Source organism: Arthrobacter sp. Soil763 (assembly GCF_001428365.1).
Lineage (GTDB): Bacteria > Actinomycetota > Actinomycetes > Actinomycetales > Micrococcaceae > Arthrobacter.
In genome coordinates this window covers 432,370-457,809 of the sequence record NZ_LMSH01000003.1, presented here as the reverse complement: position 1 = coordinate 457,809, position 25,440 = coordinate 432,370, and the positions used below count along the sequence as shown (strand labels likewise).

The following is a 25,440-nucleotide window of genomic DNA, read 5'->3' as shown; positions in this document are numbered from 1 at the left end:
GCCACGGACATGGATACGGGCGGTCTTTCCCAGGACCAGCCGGGCTGCTCCGGGCTGGTGGCGACCATTGTGGCCGCGCTGCAACATCCGGACCGGAAGGGAGTCCTGCTGGCGGGCGACGCCGGACTGGGAAAAACCGCCCTCGCCCGCGGGGTGCTCCGGCAACTCGGACCGACGGTCAAGCCCTTCTGGATCTTTCCCGCGGCGGCGATGGCGCAGCTGCCTTTCAGCGCGTTGGCCCCTTACCTGGACTCGTTCCCTCTGCCGGAGCCTGCGTCATGGCTGGCGGTGCTGCGCCGACTGGAGGAGGTGCTCCGCCGGCAGCTCGACGCCGGCGAACCCAAGGCATTCGTGATCGTGGAAGACGCCTGGCACCTCGATACAGACAGTTCCAAGGTGCTGGCACACCTGGCGGCGACCGGGCTGGTGAAGCTGGTGGTGCTCTCCCGGAAGAAGCCCGAACCGCCGGCGGCTTTTGTCTCCCTCTGGGACGAGGGGCTGCTGCAACGCTTTGACCTCTCGCCGCTGACGGATGCGGAGGCGGCCGAGCTCTGCGGTCAGGTGCTCGGCGGTGAAATGGTTGCCGGCGACAGTACCGCCCTCAACAGGATTGCCGGTGGAAACCCGCACTTCCTGCTGTCGCTGATCCGGCAGGGCCAGCGGTCGGGCGAGTTGGTGCTGCGCAACCATGTGTGGATGCTGAGGAACTTTCATTTGCGGGTCGATCAGCAATTGCGGGATCTGGTCCGGGAACAGCTGGCCGCCAGACCGGCGGCGGAGAGGACGATCCTCGAGGCTGTGGCGCTCGCAGAACCCCTGCCCCTGGCCTGGCTGCAGCGGCTGGCCAGGGAATCGGACGTCGACACCCTGGAAGAGGACCGGCTTATCACCATCGCCCGGGGGCCGCACAGGTTAGTGCGGCCGGCCTCCCCGCTGCTGGGAGCGGTGCTGCGTGACCTGGTTCCGCCGGCCCGCAGCATGATGATCCGCTCCCGGGTCCTCGCTGCAGCAGACGGTGTGGTCCCGGAGGAGACCCAAACCAGGCTGGTCTGCTGGTCGTTGGAGTGCGGAGCCGCCGTCAGCGATGAGCAGCTCCTGGCTGCGGCCGCCAGCGCCAACCGGCACTTCGAGCCCCAGGTGGCGCTGCAGGCGGCCGAAGCGATGACCGGGGAATTGTTCCGGGCGGCAGCGAAGGTCCAGCTGGCTGAAGCGCATTATCACCTTGGTGATCTTCCCCGCGCGGCGTCGTTGCTGCGGGACTGCATAGAGTCGGCAGCGGACCCCGCGACTGCGGAGGCAGCCTCACGGCTCGCCGCCCGCGTGCATCTGGGGATGGGCGGCCATGTCCTGGGGCTCCGGGACATTGCGGCGTCCTGGCGCGCGTCGGAGCGGCGGCTGTGCACAGGGAGCGGGGGTTCCGCGGCGACCGGCCCCGATGGGAGCCGGCTGCTGATGCTGCATGCACTCCATCTGGAGGGACGTTATGCCGACATCGAGACTGAGCTGGCGGCCGGGGTGGCCGACACCGGGGCGGACCCCGTCACCCGCGCCAGGATCCTTTACCTCTGGGCCGAATTGCTGGCGGCCACCGGGCGGCCGGACAGTGCCGCCCGGGCGAGCGGCGAAATCCTGCAGCTGCTGGGCGGGAGCTCGACGGCCGAGTTCCGGGCCTACGAACTTGCACGCTTCAAGTATTCGTTGGCGCTGGTTCGGCTGGGGCGCTGGAACCTGGTCGCCCGGCCGCTGGAAGAGGCGCCGTGGCATGGCTTTCGCAGCGGGTTGCACTTCGGCGGCGGGCAGCCCCTGGTAGCCGGGCTGGCGGCACTGAGGCAGGGCGACATGGTGACCGCGCTGAGCAGGCTTTCGGTTGCCGTCGAGGCCCTGCTCGAATCCGATTTCGACCAGCTCCTGCCGTACGCCCTGGGCCTGGCAGCCTACGCGGCGTCCCTGCTCGGACGAAGCGACATGGTGGACCGCTACGGTGAGGCCTACAACCGCGTCCCCTATCAGGGCTCATTGCACTTTCAGCTGCTGGGCGAGGCCCACCTCGCGGCAGCGAACGCCGTCGTGCAGGGCGCAGCGGCCGGCATCTGTGCGCTGGCCGGGCTGGCCGATCGGGCCCAACGCGCGGGACTGCTCGCGGCGGAGCGGGATGTCCGTGAACTGGCCCTGCGGCTGGGCGATAACGGCCAGTTGCCCCGCCTGGTGGAACTGACGGACCGCGGGGAGGGACCGGAGGCCGAGTGCCTCAATGCCTACGCGCGGGGACTTCTCGAGCGTGATGCCGAGCAGTTGCTCGCGGCCGGGGAAAGGGCGCAGGAGCGGCGGTACTTCCTGCTCGCGGCCGAATGCCTCGGCAAGGCGGTCTCATTCCTCAACGGCAGCCGGGATCCGAGGCGCGGGCGGGCGGTGGCCCAATTGCTCCACCTCAGGCGCAACGAGTTGGCGGGCATCAGCGCCCTGCCGTTGTTTGGCCCCGATGACACGACGTCCCTGACAGCCAGGGAACGCGAAATTGTCACCATGGTGACCAACGGCAACACCAACCGCGAGATTGCCGAGCTTTCCTCACTGTCGGTCCGCACTGTTGAGGGTCACCTCTACCGCATCTTCAGCAAGCTCGGCATCAATCGCCGCGAAGACCTGAAGACCGTTGGCCTGACGACCGTGCGAAGCGGCACGCTCAGCCCCCGCTGAAGCCCGCGCCGAAATGCGGGCGGGGCAGCGGTAGGACTTGCGCAAGTGAGTCCGCGACCGGTCAGGCCACATCCCGAATTGCCGGCGGGGTTACTGGCTGAGTTCGGCCAGTTCCGGGGCACCGAGGCTCATCGCTGCCAGGATCGCGTCGACCGCGGCATCCACCGGGGTGGTGCCGGTATCAAGCACCAGGTCGGCGTCGAGGGGCGGTTCATAGGGGGAGCCGATCCCGGTGAAGTCCCCGAGGTCTCCGGCACGGGCCCTGGCGTAAAGTCCCTTCCGGTCCCTCGCCTCGCAAACCTCCAGCGACGTCGCTACGTGCACCAGGACAAAGGAGCCCACACTCTCGGCCATCTCCCGGACCTCCTGACGGGTGGACTCGAACGGCGCGATCGGCGCGCAAACGGCAACTCCGCCGGACTTGGAGACCAGGGAAGCGACCCAGCCAAGCCGGCGGACGTTGAGCTCGCGGTCCTGCCTGCTGAAGCCCAGCCCCGATGACAGGAGCCTGCGGACGTCGTCCCCGTCCAGCAACGTGACAGGGCGGCCGTCCGCCAGCTGCAGCCTTTCCACCAGTGCACGGGCGATGGTGGATTTGCCGGAGCCGGAGAGACCGGTCAGCAACACGACGGTTCCCGGCGCCGGAGTGGCTCCTGCCAGTGGTTCGGGATTCGCCGCACGGCGCCGACGCGGCCGCACCCCTGCCGCGGCGGCCGCGTCGGAGGTGTAGTTGAGCAGGATGGAGGCGCCCAGCCGGCGCAGCACGTAGTCGCGCAGGGTCCGGTCCGGGCCGGCGGATGGCCCCTCATACGCGGGCAGGACCAGCAGCCCGGTCCGCGCGCCGGACAGCTGCTCCGAGCAGTGTTCCAGGACGGTCAGCAGTTCCAGGACCGTGTAGCTTCCGTGCTTCTGGCTGCCGGCGACCGCTACCAGCCACAACGTGGCATGATGGCGGACCGCCATACCCATGGCTTCGGCAAGCTGGGCCGGCTCCGGCACCCGGTCAAACGCGGCCACCAGGATCGGGTCTGGAGCGCGTTCCGGCTGCGCGCTTCCGACCCCCGTGAGCGGCCGCGTCAGGCGCAGCCTGCGGACGGGCGGGTGCTCGGCGGGCTGAAGTGCTTCCAACCGTCCGGCCACGTGCATGGTGTCGTGCCCCGAGTCCTGGCCGGCGATGACGCTTAGCCGGGCCAGGGGAGTGCCATCCGGATCCGTGATCACCAGGGCACCGCGGTCCACGGCCAGCTTCCCGACGGCGGCCGGCACCGGAAGCGTGAACGGCCAGGGCCACTCCGCGGGAACGCTGGAGGGCAACGCGTAGCCGTCCGCGGGGCCGTACAGTCCGCCCAGGAGGAGCTCCAGCTCGTCCAGTCGGGCGCCGGTCAGGACGTGCGATGGTTCCGGACCGGACAGCAGGCTCACAGTGTCCCCCCGATCCCGCCGGCCGGATTCATGAGAGCGGCCGCCTCACGCCGCCGTCGGCTCTCCACACTGGCCAGCGCCGGGAAACCCTTCTGCCGCCGCAGGTACATCCAGGCCAGGGGCGCGACCAGCAGTGCGGTCCCAAGGACCCCGGCTGTCACCGCGTCCGGGACGGAGAGCATCTTCAGCGCCGAGGCAAGCAGCACAAAGGCCAACGCCCTGCGCACGAAGCCGCCCGAGAGGCGGGAAGACAGCATGGCCCCCAGGTAGACGCCGGGGATGCTTCCCAGTACCAGGGGAAGAGTCAGGCCCAGGTTCAGGTCGCCGAAGAAGGTGTGCCCCACGGCCGCTGCGAAGACCAGGGGAACGGCCTGCAGGAGGTCGGTACCGACCAGCTGGTTGGCTTTGAGACCAGGGTAGATGAGCATCAGCCCGATGATGATCAGGGACCCGCTTCCCACGGAGGTCATTCCCACCACCGTGCCGCCCACAATCCCCAGGAGGACGGTGGGCACAACCCGGACCGCCACGTGCGGCCGCTCTGTCGGCAGCTCCGCGCCGCGCCCGTCCGCGCTGCGCGCGCGCTCGGCAAGCCGGACGTAGGCCCGCACCACCAGCAGGATGGCGCTCAAGAGCAGGGCGAAGCCAAGGGCCATCTTCACGTTCTGCTGGACTTCCTCACCGGGGCCCAGCCACTTCAGGATCAGCACACCGCAGAAGGCTGACGGCACCGACCCCACCGCCAGCCACTTGACCACGTCCAGGTTCACCGTCCGGCGCCGCAGGTGGACCAGCGAACCCACCGGCTTCATGACGGCGCTGGCCACAAGATCGCTGGAGACCGCGGCGAGCGGCGGGACGCCGAAAAACAGCACCAGCGCGGGAGTCATCAGGGCGCCGCCGCCCATACCTGTGAGTCCAACGACGACGGCTATACCGAAAGCTGTCAACGCCAAGGTCAGGTCCATACTCCAGATCCTTGCACCGCGGCAGCGGACGATAAACACGTAGTCCGGCGGGCCGAAGAGTAGTCGCTGGGACCGGGGAAACGCCGCCCGACGGAGCGGGTCCGTGGTGGTGGTTGCGGTGAGGTCGAAGCTGATGTCTTTGGTGGCGTGGTAGTTCAGGTGGGTTTCGGCGGCGATGGTGTTGGTTCCGTCAACCAGCAGGGAGAGCGGGACGTTGAAGGTGACCGGGGCGGCGTTGGCGTTCGTYGTCGAGATGGAGGCGGTGGCGTAGGAGTTGATGGTGACCGTGCCGGTGGGCATGCGGGTGCGGCCGACTTCCGTGCCGTTGACGTAGACGACGACGCCGTCGTCGGCAACGRTGGTGAGTTTGAGCGCGGTGACCGCGGAGGCGCTGGGGATGGTGAAGCTGCGCAGGAAGTAGGCGGCCAGCGGGCGGGCGCTGGTGGTGGCGGAGGGGTTGAGGTTGGTTCCCAGCGGGGTTGAGCCGTAGCCCAGGGCGCCCGGTCCGGTGGTCCAGGCGGAGGAGTTGTAGCCGGGGTTTTTCCAGGCCGGGTCCGGTGCGGTGCTGCTGTACCGGTATTTCCAGGAGGATTTGGCGGGCACGACCACGGAGGTGACAGACCCGGACGAGGTGGAGACGGTCACCGGCGAGGTCTTCGTGCCGGTCGCTCCCTGGCTGTCGGTCACGGTCAGGGTCACGTTGTAGGTCCCCGCGGCGGCGTAGCTGTGCGAGGGCGCGACGCCGCCGGTGCCGGTGCTGCCGTCGCCGAAGGTCCAGCCGTAGCTGGTGATGCCGGCGTCGTCAGTGGAGGCGCCGGCATCGAACGCCGCGGCCAGGCCCGAYACCGAGGACGTGAACGACGCCACCGGAGCAGCATTGACTTTAAAAGGAACCCGCTGCACCGCAAGGACAGCGGAGGTGTCGACGACGGTCACCTTCAGCCATTCGTCCCCCGTCGATCCGCCCTTCACCGTGATCCGGGAAAAATTGGGAACCGGGGTGGTGAGGCCGTAGTACGACAGCCACGTCGACGAGGTGAGCGGACGGTCGCTGGCGAAGCTGTGCGTGTCGCCGTTGAACAGGAAAACCGGGAGCTGGAAGCTGAGGGATTCGGAGGCGAAGGCCTTCACCAGCGGCTCATAAGCGGTGCGGCTGGGCGTTCCCTTGAACATGTCGGCCTGGGTGGTGAAGACCACCGCGCGGCTGCCGTTCGCCCTGGCGCGTTCGAAGGCAGCACGAATAAGGGCGATGCAGGCGTCGGTGCGTGCCTTGACCTCGGCGGTCTGGGCACTCGTCGGCGCCGAGTAGCCGCTCCAGGTTGCCAAATCGTTGGCGGAGCCCACGATGTGAACGGCGGCAAACGTGAGGCCGCCCCGGTCGTAGAGCACGTTCTCCGGATAGCCGGCCTGCGCCGTCACGCTCGCCGTGCTTCGCCCGAGGGTTGCGCCGGGCACGGGAAAGAATACCCGGCGTATAGCGTCCAGGCGTTCCAGCGGGTTGGCGGCCCCTACCGAGGCACCGGAGCAGTCTGCCCACTCGTTATCGCCGGGTGTATAGACCAGCGGGTCGGCAAAAGTGTCAAACTTCGCCCTGATGGTGGCGTAGTAGGAGTCGGAGCAGTTGGGCGGGCCGCCGATGTCGCCCAGATGCGTCACGAGCTGCACCTGGGTGTCCGCATTGATCTGCCCGATCCGGTCCGGGAAGACACTCAACTGCGCGGATCCGTACGGGGTGTCACCGATGACGGCGAAACTGAACGGTTCGGCGGCCGAGAGGGGCCCGGCGGCGGCTGCGGTGAAACCCACGGATAGTGCGATGGCGGCCAGAGCCGAAACGAGCTTGCGTTTCACCGGTGTCTCCTCGCATTTGGAATTGCCAAGCCGGGAGACCGTTCCCGCCGCTACCACTGTTCGTCCGCTACAGATCAGTCCAGTAGCACACCGTCCAGTAGCCGCCCCTCACCGTCTCGGGTATCGAAAGGGTACAAGTGGCTCACCAGCTTGTCCATGACTCCCTGGCGGGGAACCCGCCCGCCTTCGGCAGAGCAAATCCGCACCGGGGAACCGCGGCGGCGCGGCCGGTTCGCAGGCCGGCCGGACCACCGGCGGTCGGGATCAAGTAGGCGGAGGTCCAACAGAGTGGTCCGTACCCGGACACAAACTGGCAGCCCAGTAGGCGGTGCGGATTTAGCAGTGAGACGCCCCCGGAAGACCCGTACCGTTTACTCGCGTGCCCCGGCCGGCGTCCTCCTAGGTTGGATCTATCCAGTCGATAAACAGCTACGGGTACTAAGTAGGTCTCGACAATGTGCTCTTCGAAGAAAAGTTCCGTCACGGGTTTTCACAGCAGCGCTTCCTGGCGCGTCCCGGCGCGCCCCGGCCACCGGCCGGCTCCTGGGGCGACGGCAGCCGGGCCGCCTGGGGCCGGCGTTGATCCCGGCCCGTTACAGGCTTCCTGCCTGCCGTGTGGCGAAGGGCGGTGCAACCGATGAGTCCGCTGGATGATTCTGCGGCCCTGGCCGTAGACCTTCGTTTCGACCGTCCCGCCCGCACGGCGGGGCACAGCTATCCGGCCTTCCGTGCCCCGAAGACTAAGAGCGCCTGGACCCGTGCCGCCGGTTCCGGACAGGCCTGGGCCGGCCATTACCGCCGTCTCCTGTGGGTCACCGACGCTGCGGTGCTCTGCATCGTGGCGATTGCCGCCCAGCTCTTCCGCTTCGGCGGCAACAGCTCTGAAATCGAAGTCGGCCGGTCCGGTTTCGATTACGGTTCCCTGTCCGTGGGCATCGCCGTGGCCTGGATGACAGCACTCGGGGTCTACCGCAGCCGCGATCCCAGGGTGGTCGGTATCGGCACGGATGAGTACAAGCGGGTAATCAGCGCCACGGTTACGCTGCTGGGTGTCATGGCCATCGCCTTCCTGGTTTTCAAGGTCGATGTGGCGCGCGGGTACTTCGCCCTGGCAGTTCCGCTCGGCGTCGGGGGCCTCATAGCGTCCCGCTGGAGCATGCGTCAATGGCTGACCCGGCAGCGCGCCTACGGCCACTATCTGTCGCGCGTCGTCGTCCTGGGCAGCTACAAGGACGTCCGGTACGTGGTCAGCCAGATCCAGAAGAAATCCGGAGCCCTCTATGAAGTCGTCGGCGCAGCACTGCCGCCCGGCGACGATCGGATGAGCGTAGCGGTTGGCTCCGCGGCCGTCCCCGTGGTCTCGGACACCGGCTCGGTGGTCGCTGCTGTGAAGCAGCTCAACGCGGACGCAGTCATCGTGGCAGGGCGGGTCAAGGGCGGCAGCAAATTTGTGCAGGAACTTGGTTGGAAACTCGAAGAGTCCCGCACCGAGCTCGTCCTGGCCACCGGCCTGACCAACGTCGCCGGCCCGCGGATCCGTTTCCGTCCCGTCGAAGGCCTGCCGCTGATGCACGTGGAGCTTCCCCAGTACACGGGGGCAAAGCACGTGCTGAAGCGGATGCTCGATATCGTCCTCTCCGCCGGGGCGCTCCTGGTACTCGCCCCGCTGTTTATCGTGCTGGCCATCCTGATCAAACGGGATAGCCCGGGCCCGGTGATCTTCCGGCAGGAAAGGATCGGCCGCGCCGGGGAGAAATTCATGATGTACAAATTCCGCTCCATGGTCCAGACCGCCGAAGAGGACCTTGCCGCCCTGATGGACCGCAACGAGGGCGCCGGCGTGCTGTTCAAGCTGCAGAACGATCCGCGCGTCACCCGCGTCGGCACGTGGCTGCGGCGGTATTCCCTGGATGAGCTGCCCCAGTTCTGGAACGTCCTGCGCGGGGACATGTCGCTGGTGGGTCCCCGACCGCCTCTGCAACGGGAGGTGGACGCGTACAAATCCCGGGTTCACCGGAGGCTGTACATCAAGCCGGGACTGACCGGCATGTGGCAGATCAACGGCCGCTCTGAGCTTAACTGGCAGGACAGCGTCCGCCTCGATCTGTACTACGTCGAAAACTGGTCTCTCGCCGGCGACATCATCATCCTGTGGCGGACAGCCAAGATGATGAAGAACCCGGTAGGCGCCTACTAAAGGGGGAATGATGTTGTCGCTCAACCGCGAGCGTGTCATCAGCGCCAAACTTTCGGATGCTGAGCTGGCCGCAGCCCTGGCTGAAGGGGCCGGAGACATCCTCAAGACCCTGCAGGGCCAGCCCACCGCACCGCCTGCCGGTCCGCTCGGCGCCGAGGGCGACAGGCGCTCCCAAGAGTTCCTGAAGAAAATGTTGCTCCGCAGCCGCCCCGGAGACCAGGTCCTTTCCGAGGAGGCCCCGGACCAGCCGTCGCGGCTGCGGGCCGACCGGGTCTGGATCATTGACCCCTTGGACGGAACCCGCGAATTCTCCGAAGGCCGGCGCGACTGGGCAGTACACGTGGCGCTGTGGGAGAAAGGGAACCTGGTAGCCGGCGCGGTCGCGCTGCCCCGGCTGGACATGGTCCTCACCGGCGAGGACAGCGGCGAATCCGCAGCACCCCATACCGGCTTGAGAATGGCCGTCTCCCGGAGCCGGGCGCCGGAGATCGCCGGTCCCGTGGCCACCGCAATCAACGCCCGGGTCATCCCCATGGGCTCGGCCGGGTTCAAGACCTGCGCCGTCGCCAGCGGTGAAGTCGACATCTACCTGCACGACGGCGGCCAGTACGAATGGGATTCCGCCGCGCCGGTAGTCGTCGCCCGCGCCGCCGGGCTCCATGTCAGCCGGCTCGACGGCTCCGCGCCGCAGTACAACCAGGAAAATCCGTACCTCCCGGACCTGCTGGTCTGCCGCCCGGACCTCAGCGGCATGGTCCTGGCGGCCGTTGCCAGGGCGCGGCTGGAACGCCTCCAGAAAGAAGGACATACCGGTGAGTGACGTGACCGACAGCCCCAGGCGCATCCTGTCCCAGCTCGAGCTTCTCGAGTCCGAGGCGATTTACATCCTCCGGGAAGTGGTGGCCGAGATCGAGCACCCGGCGATGATGTTTTCCGGCGGGAAGGATTCGATCGTCATGCTGCACCTGGCGGCCAAGGCGTTCGCTCCTGCCCGTATCCCGTTCCCGATGCTCCACATCGACACGGGCCACAACTTCCCGGAGGTGCTCGAACTCCGGGACCGGTTGGTGGCCCGGTACGGGGTGAACCTTGTGGTCGGTTCCGTCCAGGACGCCATAGACCGCGGGATAGTCCGGGAGGAACCCAACGGCTCCCGCAACCGGATCCAGACGCCGGTACTGCTGGAGACGGCGGAAAAGAACGGCATTACCGCCCTGCTCGGCGGTGCCCGCAGGGACGAGGAAAAGGCCCGCGCCAAGGAACGCATCTTTTCCTTCCGCGACGAGTTCGGCCAGTGGGACCCCAAAAAGCAGCGCCCCGAGTTGTGGAACCTGTTCAACGCCAAGGTCCACCTGGGCGAAAGCATCCGGGTGTTTCCGCTCTCGAACTGGACCGAGCTTGATATCTGGGAGTACATCGCCGCTGAAGGCATCGAAGTCCCCTCCATCTACTACGCCCACCAGCGCGAGGTTTTTGAACGCAACGGCATGCTGTTCGCGGCCAACGAGCTCTGCCGGCCCACCGCCCAGGAACCGACGTTCCTGGAATCGGTCCGCTACCGCACGGTGGGGGATGCCACCCTCACCGCCGCCGTACGCTCCCACGCCGACACTGTCGAGCGGGTCCTCGCAGAAGTAGCTTCGTCGCGGATCACCGAACGGGGGGCAACCCGCGGCGATGACCGGGTCAGCGAAGCGGCGATGGAAGACCGGAAGAAAGAAGGCTACTTCTGATGGACCTCCTGCGTTTTGCCACTGCCGGATCGGTCGACGACGGGAAGAGCACCCTGATCGGGCGTCTGCTGTACGACTCCAAATCCATCTTCAGCGACCAGCTGGAGGGAGTTGAGCGGACCAGCCGCGAAATGGGCTCGGAATATACAGAGCTGTCCCTGCTGACGGACGGCCTGCGGGCCGAGCGGGAGCAGGGCATTACGATCGACGTCGCCTATCGGTATTTCGCGACCCCGTCCCGGAAGTTCATCATTGCGGATACCCCCGGCCACCTCCAGTACACCCGGAACATGGTGACCGGAGCGTCCACCGCGGACCTGGCCATTGTGCTGGTGGACGCCAGGAAGGGCCTGGTCGAGCAGAGCCGCCGCCACGCCTTCCTGGTGTCCCTGCTCCAGGTTCCCCACCTTGTGCTGGCCGTCAACAAGATGGACCTTGTGGGCTACTCGCGCCAGGTTTACGAGGACATCCGACGGGAGTTCACGGAGTTTGCGGCGAAACTGCAGATAGCGGACCTGACCGTCATACCCGTCTCCGCCCTGCACGGGGACAACGTCGTGGACCGCTCGCAGAACATGCCATGGTACGAGGGCAGTTCACTGCTCAACCATCTGGAGAATGTTTACATCGCCAGCGACAGGAACCTCGTGGACGGACGGTTCCCGGTGCAATACGTGATCAGGCCGCACACCAGCGAGCACCACGACTACCGCGGGTACGCGGGGAAGATCGCCGGCGGCGTGATGCGGACCGGCGACGAGGTCATTGTGCTGCCGAGCGGCCTGCCGAGCCGCATCGCATCCATTGAAACCGCCGACGGTCCGGTGGCGGAGGCTTTTGCGCCGATGTCGGTCACGGTCCGGCTGGAGGATGACATCGATATTTCCCGCGGGGACATGATCTGCCGCCCGCACAACCAGCCCAGCGTGTCGCAGGACATCGACGCCATGGTGGCGTGGATGAGTGAGGAACCCCTCCGGCCCGGGCAGAAGCTGGCCCTTAAGCACACCACCCGCAACACCAGGGCGCTGGTGCAGTCCGTGCAGTACGAACTCAACGTCAACACCCTGCACCGGGATGAATCCGCCCCTGAACTGGCACTGAACGCCATCGGCCGGGTCCGGCTGCGGACGACGACGCCGCTGCTGACCGACGAGTACCGGCGGAACCGTGAAACAGGCGGTTTCGTCCTGATCGACGAAAACACTCACTGCACCGTCGGTGCCGGAATGATCATCTGAAATGCAAGGCTGGCGCCACCACGCACCACTCATTGGGGAGGATTTGAGAGCGATGATTTCAGGAAGAGGTTTCCCGGACGGCGGGCCGGCCGCAACGCCGGGACCGGAGCGGATCCTGTTGGTAGGTTCCAGCGGCGGTCATCTGGCGCAGCTGATGTCGCTGCGGTCCTGGTGGTCTGCGCATGCGCGGGCCTGGGTCACCTTTCCCACCGAGGATGCGAAGGCGAACCTCGAAGCGGAGGCCGATGTGTCCTGGGCGCACTCGCCCACGACCCGCAATATCCCGAATCTGCTCCGGAACGCCCGGCTTGCCTACCTTGTGATCCGCCGCTTCCGCCCCACCGTCGTCGTCTCCACCGGTGCCGGCAGCGCTTTCCCCTTCTTCGTCGTGGCCCGGGCCATGGGCATCGCGACCGTCTATATCGAGGTTTACGACAGGGTTGAGAGTCCCACCCTGACCGGCCGGCTTTGCCGTCCCTTCTCGGATCTCATGCTGGTCCAATGGCAGGAGCAACTTGGCCTGTACCGGGGGGCGCAGCTGCTGGGGAGGCTCCTGTGACGGGCATGGCAGGCAGGACAATCGGGGTACTCGTGGGAACCGACTGCCATCCGTTCCAGAGAATGATCGACTGGGCCGACGAGTGGGCCGGAGCCAACCCGGCGGACCGCGTGATCGTCCAGTACGGCCACAGCGCTCCGCCGCGTACCGCCTCAGGCCGGGACTTCATCTCGCCCACGGAACTGACCGCCTTGCTGGAGACCAGCGACGTCGTCGTCATCCACGGAGGCCCGGCCACGCTTTCGGAGGCGCGCAAGGCCGGCCACCTGCCGCTGGTGTTTCCCCGGGATCCCCGCCACGGGGAACACGTCGATGACCATCAGCAGCGGTTTTCGCGCTGGTCCGCCGGGAGGGACCTGGCCATCTGCGTGGAATCGGTGCAGGAACTCGACGCCCGAGTGGCCGCTGCGGCGGAGGATGAATCGGGAACCCGCCGCCTGATGGAGGCAGACACCTTCGGCGCCGACGAGGCCTCGCGGAAGTTGGCCGCCCTGCTGCATAAGCGCCGGACCTCGGCGAACGGCGCCTCCGCCGGCGCCCCCGTTGTCCTGTATGTCGCCGCCCCTCCCGCCGCCGTGGACACCACCCTGCTGGAAATCGCCGGGGGCTGGGCCTCGGTGGCTTTCCTCGGCGACACGCGCCGGCTCTGGCAGCGCGGCATCGTCGACAATGAGGAGTGCAGTTGCGGCCTGCCCTTTCATGAGTGCAGATTCTGGCGCGCCGTCGGGAAGACCGCGTTCGGTGGGTGGGCGCACGTCGATGTCGCCGGTTTCACCGGGTTGGCAGGCGCCGCCGGCCCGCCACGGTACCTGGGCCCCGCGGCACCGGCCGGCAGGCTGGAGCGGCGGCAGCAGCTGGCCAGGTACACCGGCTACTACCAGGCGATCTACGCCGCCGCCAGGGACGTCTCAGGTGCGGACGTCCTGATCGACACCGGCGGGGACCCGATGCTGGCCTACGCGCTGAGCCACAACCGCGAGATCGACCTGCGCTTCCTCGAACTCACCCCGCCCGCCACGTCCTGGACGCCGGTGCGAATGGCAGCACGGCAGGACAAGTCGTCCCGGCTGGGCGCCGCACGGGTGGCCCGGGCGCTGAGCCGCCACGGCATCCCGCAGGCCAGCCTGCCGCCGGCCGCCGTCGGCAATAAGGACGCCGTAGCGCTGACCTGGGCCCGGTTGGGATTACCCGTTGACGGGGCAGCCGGCACGCTCGGCGCCGTTTCGCGGCCACCGTACGGCGTGGCATTCCACGCCGTGGCCGCCCCACGCAACGACGTCGGGCGTGGCAGTGCCGCCGCGCCCGGCAACGCAGGAGCCCGTGCCCGCGCAGCCGGAGCCAGGTGGTGACCGCCATGGACCGCGTCACGGCGATCATCGCCACCAGGGACCGCCCGGAGATGCTGCGTCAGGCGATCAACGCCGTGAAGGCGCAAACCTACCCCGGGTTCATCGAGGTCCTGGTGGTCTTCGACCAGTCGGATCCTGACTACTCCCTTGCCGAGGATTCCGGGTCCCGAAGCGTGCGCGTCCTGACCAACGGACGGGCCCCGGGGCTGGCCGGCGCCCGCAACAGCGGCATCGAGGCGGCCACGGGGGAGTTCATCGCCTTCTGCGACGACGATGACCTCTGGCTGTCCCACAAGGTGGAGGCGCAGGTGAAGCTGCTCGCGGACAATCCCGGCACCGAGTTCTCCACCTGCGACATTGCGGTTTCCTACGACGGACAGACCCACGACCGGCCGCTGGGCAAGTCCTGGATCAGCTTCCCCGAACTGCTCCGCGACCGGCACACCGAACTCCATCCCTCTACGTTCATGATGCGGCGCTCCGCCGTCCTGGACGGCTTTGGCCTGGTGGACGAGGCCGTCCCGGGCGGGTTCGGCGAAGACTACGAGTTTCTACTGAGGGCCTCCCGCCGGGCACCCATTGCCCACGTCCGCAGGGTGTCGGCGACCGTCAGGTGGGGGAGCCAGTCCTTCTTCTTCCGCCGCTGGCAAACGATGTGCGATGGCTTGTCGTGGATTCTGGAAAAGTACCCTGAATTCGATACGGTGCCCGCGGGCTCTGCCCGGATCAGGGGCCAGGTGGCGTTCGCGCACGCTGCCATGGGGGAGCGGCGGGAGGCGCTGCGCTGGGCCGCATCGGCTGCCCAGCGCAATCCACTGGAGCCGCGCGTGCCGCTGGCCGCCGCCGTCGCCTGCGGGATTGTGACACCGGCCCGCGTCATGGAGGCACTCCACAAACGGGGCCGCGGCATCTAGCCGCAGTCACTCCCGGCCGCTGACCAGCTTCCGCCAGGCCGCAGCCGATGGCGCGTCCGTCAGCCGGTAGTCGCCGACACCGACCGCGGAGTCCCAGTACGCGACGAAGAGGGCCTTGTGGTCCTTCAGGTATGAACCGACCCTGGTGAGCCACGCGGCTCGTCCTTGCCCGCCGGGGTCCGAGGGAGTAAGCCGGCTTCCGGTCTCGGCAATGCCGAACGGCTTTCCCGCGGCCTTGGAGACCGCAATGACGTCCCCGAAGACCTGGGCCGGGTCCGGGTAGGTCGAGGGACCGGCAACGCTCCCGGCGTCGTTATAGGGGTCCCAGGCCAGGACGTCGATGGAGCCGTCACCCGGGTAGTAATCCTTCCAGTTCAGCTTTGAGGCAGGGTTCACGGTCCACCCCATGAGGATCAGGGTGGAGTGCAGGTGCTCGTTGTCCGCCTGGTCCTCCAGCCGCGCAATGTGCTGCCACGCCGCCCGGTAGTCGGCCGCAGTGAATTTGCCGCGGGCGACTTCCGCCTCGGGTTCGTGGACGTAAGACCAGTAGGTTTCCTGATCCCGCGGGGCCGCATTAAACCAGGCCAGCAGGGCCTCATCGAAGGTGCCGGCCAGTACGTCCGCCGGCGCCGGGCGGAAGGAGATCACCAGGGACTTACCCTTGAACGTTTCCAGCGATGACCAGCTGGACGGAAGCGCATCGTCGAAGAGCCGGACGATGCCCAGCGGGCCGAACCGGCATTCCTCCCGCGCCAGGGCTTCTGCACGCGTCCCGCCGGAGCTCGATTGTCCCAGGCTGGAGCCGAAGACGGTCCCCGACGGCGGCGCAGGGGCGGGGGCCGGCGCACCGGCGGCTACCTCCTGCATGGAGACGTCATCCACCTGGAGAGACTGGCCCGGTGCCAAGTCCCACGCCAGGATGTTCAGGTCCATGGACGAACAGTTGTAGGCGGCCGTGACATCGAAGGCGATCTTCGTCCAGTGTTCGGTCCTCAGGTGAAAGGTTGACCCGGTGAGCGGGACGTCACCCTGTTCCTCGCGGACCCGCACCTGACCCGATATCCCGGGGGTGTCGGTACGGACCCAGGCACTTACGGTGTAGCGCGTTCCGGCTTTGGTGGCTCTGACGGTATTGAGCCCGTCGTTCAGGACGGCTGTTTGCTGGCGTTTCGTTGTGAGCTCGACGGCGTGCCCGCCACTGTGTCCGCCGCTAACCACGGCCAGTTCCTGGGTGCTGCTGTCATTGGTCCGCCAGCCGGAGGTGCCAGCTTCAAAACCGCCGTTAACCACCTGCTCTGCCGCGCCGGCCTCAACCGGAGCAGAGCCGGCCTCGGCCAATCCCAGGACAAGTGCCAGTGCCGTGCAGCTGCCGGCTACTAACCGCCGGCGGCGGCTCCGGTGCGCGGAGCCTGACCGGGGCAGGGTCACGACGGCACCGGTCCCTGGCGTGTCCCCGGTGTCCCTCGAGCGATTCATAGGCTTGCTCCTGCGCCCGAGGGCGTTGGTCACGGCGCACAGCGAGACCCGGCTGCAAGGGCTTGCGAATCAGGTCAGGGCGGCCGTGTTGGTGTGAAGAGACTGTACAACTCTTCGTCACTAATTCCCACAGTTGGTACGCGGGAGGCGCCCCAAATTACCCGTGTTTCACGGAGGCAATATCGTGCAGAATGGGACCACATGCCGCAGGCGGCAGTTTTGGGGGAACCGGCGAAGGGACCGATGATGAGCAACCCGTGGCGTGGACAACGCGTTGTGAGCGGCACAGGCACGTCACCGCTGGACAGCCTGGTTGAGCAACTCTGGCACCACCCCGTCTCGGCCGGCCAGGTCCGTGTTGTCCTCAACCCCGCTCCCGACGACGGGTGGCGCGAGGTGGAATCCTACTGGGTGCTTCCCAACGCTTCACGCGCGCGGCTGCTGGTCCCGCTGGCGACGCCGCGGGTCACCGCCGCTAGCTTGCTCCAGTACCGCTCGCTGCGCCGCGGCAAAGTCAATACCGCACGGATCCTGCTGGGATCATTGGCACGGCTGGGTCTGCGGCCGGTGCAGGACAGGCTGTCGGTGCAGGAACGAGTGGTTCCGCTGCCCGGAGCGCGGCTCGCGCTGCCGCTTGCCGCCGTGGCGGCCAGGCTCCAGGGGGGCGGCACGACGGCGGAAGAGGACGCTCCGGCGGCCGGCCGTGCCGGGCGGCAGTTGTTTGCCTCGATCGGTATCCGGGAGGGCGACAACCGCAAGCCGACGCTGCAGCTGGTGGACGGTGCCGGAAAGCCGGCGGGGTACGCCAAGCTGGCCTGGAACGAGAGCAGCAGCGAGTTCATCCGGACGGAGATTGGCGCCTTGAGCGCCGTCGGCGGGTCAGCGGGGGCGGTCCGGGCACCGACGCTGCTGGCCGTCGGAACCCGCAGCGCCTTTCCGTATCTGGTGACCGAGCCCCTGCCGCTGGATGTGCGCGCCGTACGCGGCCGCGTGAAGGGCCCCACCCCCCAGGAGCTTTTCGCCCTGTGCCCGGTCAGCAGGGTGGACCGGCTCTCCTCCACCGGGCACTACCAGGCGCTGGGCCGCCGGCTTGCTGCCCTTGATCCGGCGGCCGAGCCGCAGTTGGCGCAGGCCCTGGACCGGCTGGCCGAACTGCTGCGTGAGCGCGATCCGTTGCTGCCGGTGGCAGAGCGCTGGCACGGTGATCTGGTTCCCTGGAACACGGCACGGGACGCAGCCGGGCTTTTGTGGTGTTGGGACTGGGAGTCGTGCGAGCCTGATGCGGTCGCAGGCCTGGACGCAGTGCATTGGATGTTCAGTGTCAGGCGCGAGCGCGGCGACGGCCCGATGGCTACCAACCTGCTCCGTGCCATGACGGACGCCGGTTCCTTTTTCGAGGCCGCAGGCCTCTCCCGGGAGGTCTGGCCGGTGGTAGCAGGCGTCTACGCGATGGTGGTCGCGGAACGGGCCTGGACGCTGGCTGTCCGCAATGGCGGCTGGGCCTCCTCCTGGATCACTGTGCCGGAGTTGGTCAACCTCCTCGATGCCGCCCACGGCCTGCTTGTCACTCCGGACGCGCAGGGTTCCATGGGGGCCTCCCCGGCCGCCCCGGCGATATGACACCCGCGGCCCGGGGGTCGGGCTAGGGCCAGAGCGGTTCCCGCTGGAGATATTCGGCCAGTGCCTTGTTGTGCGGGGCGTAATAGGCGGTGAGTTCTGCCCTGGCCTCCGCGGGCATCGTGGAGCGGGCGCTGGCGTTGAAGGTCCTGGTCGTCGGCAGGTCGTAACGGGGGAGGCCGAGGAACCCGCATACCCGGTCGAAGGCACCCTGCACGTCGTCGTACATATCCTCGCTGCGCAGGACCAGCAACTGGCCCTCCGGAAACGCGCGGTGCCAGTTTTGCACCTGCGGCAGATACACGCCCCGGGCCCGGTACGAGTAGAAGTCATGGGCGGTGCTGTAATACCAGGAGTCCGCCGCCATCTTCCCTAGCTCGCCCGCCAGCCTGGTGTCCTCGGCGGCCAGCGCCGCTTCAAAGCCCAGCGGCTCGACGCCGTTCTGGACTCTCTCCTGGTAATGGGAGTACGCGCGTTCCACCGGGTCCCGCAGCAGCGCGATCGCCTTGATGTTAAGCGAGACGGCGCGCGCCTGCATCGCGATCCGGGGGTCCCAGAGGTAATACGGGGACGCTTCACCGCTCAGGGGACGATAACCCAGTTTCCGGGACAACAGATTGCGGTACGCCTCCGTGTGGAAGTGCGAGCGATACCAGAGCTCGCCCCGCCCGCGCTCCTTGAAGAAGTAGTCGGTGCTCTTCTTGCCGCGAATCTGCGGGAAAAGCCCCAGAACCCCCGGGTGCATCAAGAGGTAGTTGTACAGGGACGTCGTCCCGCCACGCTTGGTCCCCACGATCAGGAAATCCGGTGCCGGCCTTGCTCCCACGGTGCCCTTTGCGTAGGACCGGGTGACCACGTCCCCGGCATCCTTCATCCACCTGGGTGCTGCGTCTTTGATGCCGCTTAGTCCAAGCATTCCGGCTCCCTCATAGGTCTGGTGGGTGGTTTGGGGGGGGGGGGTTGGGCGGGGGACTAGGGCGTGGCGGGGCCCTTACGCCGCCCGCTGCGGGAGAGGAGGGCAAGGTCGTCCAGGTGCAGCCGTTTTCTGTCGAGCCAGCACCATGCGGCCAGGGCGGCCATGCTGGTGGCCCCGGCTACAAAGACGGCCGCCGTCGACTGGCCCATCAATGCCCTGGTCAGCAGGCTTACCGGTACAACACAGGCAGCGGCGACGAAGAGGGCATAGAAGACCCGCCGCGCACCAAACTTGATGCCCAGGAAGATGCGGCTCTCTACGGAGGCCAGTACGGAGTCCAGCAGCAGGCTGAAGGCCCAGGACACTGCCGCCCCCGTGATGCCCCAGAGCGGAACCAGCCACAGGTTCCCCAGCACGTTCAGGACCAGCACGATGACTTTGTTGACGGCCATCCACCCGCTTCTGCCGCTCATCATGAGCAGGGCATCCACGTTGCCGGCCATCAGGAACGTCAGGGCACCTACACACAGTACGATCAGGGCCGTGCTTCCGCTCTCGAAACCGGAGCCCAGCCAGCCCAGGACGGTCGGGGCGAAGAACATGAACAGCGCATAGATCGGCGCCCCCAGCAGCACGATCCAGCTGACCGTCGTGGAGTAGAGATCCTGGACCTGGCGCGTCTTGTTCTCGCCGAGGAGTGCACTGAACCGCGGCGAGACCACCATCCTCATGGCCGTGGCAACGATGAGCCCTACGCTGACGAACCGGCTGGCGGCCCCGTAGACGCCGGCCGCTCCCGCCCCGGCGATCAGGCCAACCAGCACAACATCGAACCAGATAATCGACTGTTCCACCCCCGATGAGAACCAGCGGGGCAGCGCGAACTTCCAGATCTGCACATTGAGATCACGGGAGGGCCACAAGGGCACACGGCTGCCGGCGCCCTGCTCGTGCGCCTTGATGCGGCGCCTCAGAATCATCAGGGCCGCCAGCATCGCGATTGCCACCGGTGCAGCCCAGGCGATGGAGGCCAGCACCGGAAGCGTGCCCAGGCCGAGGGCCCCAAGCCCCAGGGCCCCCAGCACCAGCAAGGGCCGGGCTACCGGGAGCCCGATGTTGCCGATCGCCGCATACGGCACGATGCTTCCCAGGGCGCGGGTTGCAGCCAGCGCCACCATCATGATGGCGGCCGCGGGCAGGAACCAGCTTGCCCCCTGGACGGCCTGCACCAGCTGCTGGCTGTCGGCGTCGCCCCCGTCGCCGAGCCGGGGAGCCAGCACGGCCAGCAGCAGTGCCAGCAGGCTCCCGACTACGGCAGCAGGCACGAGCAAGGCCATCGTCGCACCGCGGAGCGAGGACCGGTCCGAGAGCTGAAGTCGGGGGAGCAGCCACACCGCGGCGGTATCCATGCCGGCCTTCGCCAGGCCCAGCACGATGGTGAAGATAGCGATGGTCTGCAACACGACGCCGGAGCCCGCTTCGCCCAGTGAACGCGCCAGGATGAAAGTCAGGGCGAAGCCCATGACGGAGCCGATGGCGGCGCCCGCGATTCCGATCACGCCGCCGCGGGCGGCCTCCCGGCGTTCGGCGCTGTGCGGGGAGGCCCCCCGGTCAACTGCCTGCTTCTCCCCGGTAATGCTCACGACGACTTGCGGCTTCCGGCCCTGGATGCTGACTCAGAATAGGACGCGGCGGGCGCCGACTCCGCGAGGACCGCCTCGGATTCAGCTCCCTTCTTGACCGTCGTGGGAAGGCTGACGACCTCCCGGTGCCGGGCCTCCTTGGCAGGGTTTTCAGGATCAACGATCCTGCGCCCCGCGGGGACCAATACGGTACCGGCGAGCTGGGCCTCAACGTCATTCATTTCGGCAGCGTTCAGGGCCAGGGCGTCAATCCGGGTCCGCTGGCATTCCCCGACGAGCAGAACCAGGTCGGAGAGACGGCCGGCCGCCAGGCGGCTTGCGTGCGGCGCGGAAGGCGGCAGGGCCAAAATGATCACCTGGCCGGACTCACGTCCGATCAGCTCCCGGCGGACTGCTTCGGTCACGAACTCGTCCGCATCGAGGATGGTCCTTCCGCATTGGGGCCGGAACACCGTGAGGGACTGGACGAGGGCGGAGCGGAGAATGCGGCCATCGGTTCCGGCACCATGGCTGTTGAGCTGCAGTCCCGTCGTCAGGACGCCCAGCTGTGCGTCCGAGGCCCCCATCAGGACGAGTTCGACGCGGGTTCCGGCCTCCGCGAGCACGACGGCGAGGTTGGCGGCTACGTCCGAGGGCCTCGAATTACGCGTTTCGTCGATAACTGTCAGGGTGCGCAGCCTGTTGTTTGAGCTGGCCAGCAGCCGCTCGCGCACCACCCGGAACTGGTCAAGGTCAGCGCCGGTGGCAGGCATCGACGCACGGGACGCGGCGAACCGGACCAGGAGGGGGCCTGCGCCTGCTCCGCGGACGTCGTACCAGTCCCGGACGCGGCGGTCCAGCATGTTGACCGCGAACGCAAGCACCAGGCCCAACACGAACGCAGCAAGCGAGCCGGTGAGCATCACGGTCGCGGGCTGCGGCTGGACGCTCACCTCGTTCTGCGCTGCCGGGTCCAACACCGTGCCGCCGCTCGTATCGATCAGGGACAGCTGGTTCAGCTGCGACTGGACGCTGCCGATCTGCGCCAGCATGGACGATGCACTGCTGCCTGCACGGGGAAGGGCCTTCTGCAGCCCGGTGAGCTGCTGCTGCAGCTGGTCCTGGAGTTTGGACTTTCGCTCCTCCGCCTGGCCTTGGCGGTAGGCGAGGTATGAGTTGGCAAGCGCGTCCGCGCCGGCCCTGGCATCCTGCGGGGTGCTCGAGGTGTAGGAGATGGTCATCGTCGTGCCGTTGGCCGACGTGGTGACGTTGACCCCGTCCCGGAGCGCCTCCACCGAGTCGCCGTTGGCCAGGCCGGACGCCGCCGCCTGGGCCACCACGTAGGAGCTTGCCAGCTGCTGCTCCGTGGAGGCATCCAGCAGGGCCGAGCTCGCCTTGGCGGGGTTGAACGGATCGGTGGTGATGACGTTGAGGTTGACGACGGTGGAGGCGGTCACGGAGCCGGGCGTCAGGCCGAGGTAGCCCGCGGCAGCGCCGATCCCCAGGGCGGTGACAAGCGCAATTGTTTTCCATTGCCGTCGCAAGACTACTGCGTAGTGACCGAGTCCGACGGAAGAATTCTCGTCCATTTGTTCCTCAATCTGCCGGCAGACCGCCGGCAATATGCCCGAAAGGGAGACCTGACTCAGCGCCGGGCCGGGGCTGATGGCACGACGATATAGCCCGGCACGCCGGGGGCATATAGGTATTGGGGGTAGGTACCGGTGCGGAACTACTCGTTGCCCGGCCATGTACCGGTTGCCATACTGAACGCCGATAGCCAAGGAACCCCCACCCCGTCACGAAGGACGCCAGGCATGAACACGGACCTCCCGGCCGGAAAAGCCGGCGTCGCGGTACTGCGCCGGAGTTCGGTGCAGCGCCCGGACCGGGAGGGAATCGGGGCCACTGCCGAGTTGCCGCGCTGGCCGTTTGCGCTGATCTTCCTGGGTTTCCCCCTTTGGTGGCTTGCCGGCCTCAGCGATCTGATTTGGATCGGCGTCGGCGGCATCATGTTTCTCTACCTGGTGCGCTTCCGTTCGGTCCGGGTGCCTAAGGGGTTTTCGGTGTGGATGCTCTTCCTGCTCTGGATGGCGTGTTCGTCCATCGCGATCGATTCACCCGAACGCATGCTCGGCTTCGTTTACCGGCTGCTGCTTTACCTGGCGCTGACCGTCATCTTCCTATACGTCTACAACGCCCGGGCGCACTTGAAGGTGCAGTACATTCTGGGCTGCCTGACGGTGTTCTGGGCCGTCGTCGTGGTGGGCGGCTATCTGGGGCTTCTCTTTCCCTCCGTGGTGATCCACACCCCGCTGAGCTACGTCCTGCCGCAATCACTGTTGCGGAACGAGCTGGTGAACCAGATGGCCATTCGCCGGCTGACACAGTTCAACCCCGCCTCGTACAACTACATCGACCCGCGGCCCAGCGCGCCCTTCCTGTACACAAACAACTGGGGCGCCGCGTATTCCCTGCTCCTGCCGCTGGTGGTGGGCTACCTCTCGCAGATCCGCAGGAGCCGCCGCTTCTGGCTGGTGCTCGCCGCGATTCCGGTCTCCTTCGTACCGGCGTTCCTGACCCTCAACCGGGGCATGTTCCTGGGACTCGGCATCGCCCTGCTCTACGCCGCCATGCGGATGGCCCTGGCCGGCAACCGGAAGGGCCTCGGCGCGCTGCTTGGCATGGGCATTCTGGTGGCGATCATCGTCCAGGTCCTTCCCGTCACCGAACGCCTGCAGAACCGGCTCGGGGTCAGCAGCACCACCGAGGACCGGGAATCGCTCTATATCGAGGCCCTGAACGAAACGCTCAAGTCACCGGTCTTCGGGTTCGGGGCGCCGCGGCCATCCGTCACCGTAGGCGCACCTTCGGTAGGAACCCAGGGGCAGATCTGGATGGTGCTGTATTCCCACGGTTTCCTCGCGGCCGCTTTCTTCGTGCTGACCTTTGTCATCATGTTCTTTTACACACTGCGGCTCTCGGACCCGGTGGGCCTGGCCTGCAACACCGTTCTGCTGGTGTCGATCGTGGAGGTGTTCTACTACGGCATGCTCGCTTCGGGTCTGGCACTTATGCTGATCGCGGGAGCGATCGGCCTGCAGAAGGCAGCCGCACTGAGACGGGGGCCGCGGCCCCGGGGGAGAGGGGTGTTCCCATCGAACTTCTAAGCGAACTGCGCAACGACCTCAAGGTAAACCGCGGCCAGTCAAAGGGCCAGGTCGTCATGGTCCTCTACCGGCTGGCCCACGCAAGCCGCCGGCCACTGGACAGGCGCCCCCGGCCGCACGCCGTCGTCGTCGGTGCGGCGTACAGGCTACTGGTGGAGTGGGTGCTGGGTGTCGAGATCCCCTGGCGCACCAGGATCGGGTCCGGGGTACGCATCTACCACGGGGTCGGCCTGGTCATCAATGACCGGACCGTCATCGGCAACAACGTCGGCATCCGGCAGAACGTGACCATCGGCAACAAGGGTTCTGCCGGCCCGTGCCCGGTGATCGAGGACGACGTCGAGATAGGCGCCGGCGCGATCATCGTCGGCGGCATCCGGATCGGCAAGGGGGCCCGCATTGCGGCCGGCGCGCTCGTCACCAAGGACGTACCGCCGGGTTTCACGGCGATAGGGAACCCGTCGGTGCTGCGGCCGCCGCGGGCTGTCGCGGCGGACACGACCTCCGCCTGAGCCGCCCTGCGGCCGCCGCTACTTGGTGGCGTTGTAGACGTCGGCGCCGAAGTGGTTCAACCCGGAAACCCCCGCCATCCCCAGATGCGGCAGGGAAAACGTGTCCTCGATGCTGGCGAGCAGGCTGTAGTGGTTGTAGAGCGTGTCGGACGAGGTGTTGGGGCGCACGAACGGCGAGATCACCAGGGCACCTACCTTCCCCCCTCCGGGACCGAAAACCGCCTGCAGCGGTGCCCCCCGGTCGATGTTCTCACCGACTTCCTTGTCGCCCTCGTCAAACGTGATGACCAGCATCCCGTCCGCCTTGAACGCCGGTGAGGAAGTGATTGCCGGTACCCATTTCTTCAACCACGCATCCGCGGTGGCCAGTCCTCCCTCTGTCCCGTCCACGCACGGGGAGTCGTGCCCGTCGCTACAGGTATTGGGGGTGATGTAGGAAAGGTTCGGAGTGGTCGCCGCCGACTTCAGGTCAGCGGTCAGGCCGGACAAATCCACGACGTTCTTGGCACAGTCGGGGGAGCCGGTAATCGCGGCGAAGTACACAAACGGGTTGTGCCTGGTGGCGTACTGGTCACCAACCCTGGGCTTCTTGGTGGGGTCGGCGGCGTTCAACCCGGGGTGCCGGCATGGGGTGCCCATATCCTCCATGTACCCCTTCCAGGTCAGCCCCGCCGAGCTCAGCTGCCCGGCAACGGTCTGCACGCTTTCCGGGTAGACGCAGCCGAAACCGGCAAGCTGGCCGTAGGACGCCGTGCCGGTCTGCGTGAACTCGTGGAAGACGGCGCAGTCATTCATCGTTTTAGGGTTGGGTCCCTGTCCGGAGATCTGGGCGATGTAGTTGGGCAGGGAGCTCGGAGCCACGGCGTAGTAGGAGGTCAGGAGAACGCCTTGCTCCCGCAGCGTCCGGGACAGGTACGGCGCCTGCGATGACTCGCCCCAGGCCCGCCGGTAGCTCGTGTTTTCCAGATTGATGACAAATACGTGGGCCGGCTTGGTCGCCGTCCGAGCGTCTGCGGAGGTACCGCCCGCTCCCGGGCCGGGCCCGGTCACCTGGCCCCCGCAGCCCGACAGGAGGGCGGCCAGGACCAGGACAGCCATGCCCGTAAGCGTCCTTCCGGCGGCGGACCGTCCGGTAGACGTCCTTGCGGCGGCCGCAGCGGCCTTCGGCGCGGGCGCGCCGGAATGACCGGGGTTCG

Annotated in this window: 18 protein-coding genes; 11 read left to right on the top strand and 7 right to left on the bottom strand. The window is 67.3% G+C overall.

The genetic code is table 11. The features are described 5' to 3' along the window. The first annotated feature begins 9 nt into the window (after positions 1-9). A complete protein-coding gene (locus ASG71_RS11805) occupies positions 10-2,697 on the top strand; it encodes a LuxR C-terminal-related transcriptional regulator (protein ID WP_056739416.1) in 2,688 nt (895 codons plus the stop codon). 90 nt (positions 2,698-2,787) lie between these two features. On the opposite strand, the gene cysC is transcribed toward ASG71_RS11805, so the two are convergent. Together cysC and ASG71_RS17005 are read right to left on the bottom strand one after the other, a co-directional pair. Then, the gene (gene cysC, locus ASG71_RS11800) at positions 2,788-4,119 is read right to left on the bottom strand and encodes an adenylyl-sulfate kinase (RefSeq protein ID WP_056739414.1); all 1,332 of its coding nucleotides are present in this window, start codon (positions 4,117-4,119) and stop codon (positions 2,788-2,790) included. Further along, on the bottom strand, positions 4,116-6,938 hold the full coding sequence (locus ASG71_RS17005; RefSeq protein WP_157366407.1) for a TSUP family transporter: 2,823 nt from the start codon (positions 6,936-6,938) through the stop codon (positions 4,116-4,118). Before ASG71_RS17005 ends, cysC begins: the two co-directional genes overlap by 4 nt. 637 nt (positions 6,939-7,575) lie before the next feature. On the opposite strand from ASG71_RS17005, the gene ASG71_RS11790 reads away from it, so the two are divergent. Genes ASG71_RS11790 through ASG71_RS11760 form a run of 7 tightly spaced genes read left to right on the top strand, consistent with a single transcriptional unit; the run spans position 7,576 to position 14,931 of the window. Continuing rightward, positions 7,576-9,135, top strand: a complete 1,560-nt coding sequence (locus ASG71_RS11790) for a sugar transferase (protein WP_082575085.1) — start codon at positions 7,576-7,578, stop codon at positions 9,133-9,135. Positions 9,136-9,145: 10 nt separating this feature from the next. Further along, on the top strand, positions 9,146-9,955 hold the full coding sequence (locus ASG71_RS11785) for a 3'(2'),5'-bisphosphate nucleotidase CysQ (protein ID WP_056739985.1): 810 nt from the start codon (positions 9,146-9,148) through the stop codon (positions 9,953-9,955). Beyond that, positions 9,942-10,868, top strand: coding sequence for a sulfate adenylyltransferase subunit CysD (gene cysD, locus ASG71_RS11780; RefSeq protein WP_157366434.1), 927 nt, complete (start codon positions 9,942-9,944; stop codon positions 10,866-10,868). The genes ASG71_RS11785 and cysD overlap by 14 nt, the downstream gene beginning before the upstream one ends. After that, on the top strand, positions 10,868-12,109 hold the full coding sequence (locus ASG71_RS11775) for a sulfate adenylyltransferase subunit 1 (protein ID WP_056739410.1): 1,242 nt from the start codon (positions 10,868-10,870) through the stop codon (positions 12,107-12,109). The genes cysD and ASG71_RS11775 overlap by 1 nt, the downstream gene beginning before the upstream one ends. Before the next feature lie 52 nt (positions 12,110-12,161). Then, complete coding sequence (locus ASG71_RS11770) at positions 12,162-12,668, top strand: hypothetical protein (protein ID WP_056739982.1); 507 nt, start codon at positions 12,162-12,164, stop codon at positions 12,666-12,668. Between the two features lie 5 nt (positions 12,669-12,673). Continuing rightward, positions 12,674-14,017, top strand: coding sequence for a glycosyltransferase (locus ASG71_RS11765; protein WP_162254054.1), 1,344 nt, complete (start codon positions 12,674-12,676; stop codon positions 14,015-14,017). A gap of 5 nt (positions 14,018-14,022) precedes the next feature. Next, positions 14,023-14,931, top strand: coding sequence for a glycosyltransferase family 2 protein (locus tag ASG71_RS11760; protein WP_056739978.1), 909 nt, complete (start codon positions 14,023-14,025; stop codon positions 14,929-14,931). Between the two features lie 6 nt (positions 14,932-14,937). Here ASG71_RS11760 and ASG71_RS11755 read toward each other — a convergent pair whose 3' ends face one another. Then, positions 14,938-16,407 (bottom strand): carbohydrate binding domain-containing protein, encoded by a 1,470-nt coding sequence (locus ASG71_RS11755; RefSeq protein ID WP_082575081.1) that lies wholly within the window; start codon positions 16,405-16,407, stop codon positions 14,938-14,940. Positions 16,408-16,683: 276 nt separating this feature from the next. On the opposite strand from ASG71_RS11755, the gene ASG71_RS11750 reads away from it, so the two are divergent. Further along, positions 16,684-18,027 (top strand): hypothetical protein, encoded by a 1,344-nt coding sequence (locus tag ASG71_RS11750; protein ID WP_056739404.1) that lies wholly within the window; start codon positions 16,684-16,686, stop codon positions 18,025-18,027. A 22-nt stretch (positions 18,028-18,049) separates the two neighbouring features. Here the strand turns inward: ASG71_RS11750 and ASG71_RS11745 are convergent, their stop codons facing one another. From ASG71_RS11745 to ASG71_RS11735, 3 genes are read right to left on the bottom strand one after another with little or no spacing between them, the layout of a single operon-like run. Next, positions 18,050-18,940 (bottom strand): sulfotransferase domain-containing protein, encoded by an 891-nt coding sequence (locus ASG71_RS11745; RefSeq protein ID WP_056739402.1) that lies wholly within the window; start codon positions 18,938-18,940, stop codon positions 18,050-18,052. A 56-nt stretch (positions 18,941-18,996) separates the two neighbouring features. After that, a complete protein-coding gene (locus ASG71_RS11740) occupies positions 18,997-20,583 on the bottom strand; it encodes a lipopolysaccharide biosynthesis protein (RefSeq protein ID WP_056739400.1) in 1,587 nt (528 codons plus the stop codon). After that, entirely contained in the window at positions 20,580-22,151 is a 1,572-nt protein-coding gene (locus ASG71_RS11735) for a hypothetical protein (protein WP_056739398.1), read from the bottom strand. The genes ASG71_RS11740 and ASG71_RS11735 overlap by 4 nt, the downstream gene beginning before the upstream one ends. A gap of 228 nt (positions 22,152-22,379) precedes the next feature. Between ASG71_RS11735 and ASG71_RS11730 the strand changes: the two genes are divergently transcribed. Beyond that, complete coding sequence (locus ASG71_RS11730; protein ID WP_056739396.1) at positions 22,380-23,732, top strand: O-antigen ligase family protein; 1,353 nt, start codon at positions 22,380-22,382, stop codon at positions 23,730-23,732. A gap of 56 nt (positions 23,733-23,788) precedes the next feature. After that, entirely contained in the window at positions 23,789-24,244 is a 456-nt protein-coding gene (locus ASG71_RS11725) for a serine acetyltransferase (RefSeq protein ID WP_082575077.1), read from the top strand. Between the two features lie 18 nt (positions 24,245-24,262). On the opposite strand, the gene ASG71_RS11720 is transcribed toward ASG71_RS11725, so the two are convergent. Beyond that, positions 24,263-25,342 (bottom strand): alkaline phosphatase family protein, encoded by a 1,080-nt coding sequence (locus ASG71_RS11720; RefSeq protein ID WP_082575075.1) that lies wholly within the window; start codon positions 25,340-25,342, stop codon positions 24,263-24,265. Positions 25,343-25,440: the final 98 nt, after the last annotated feature.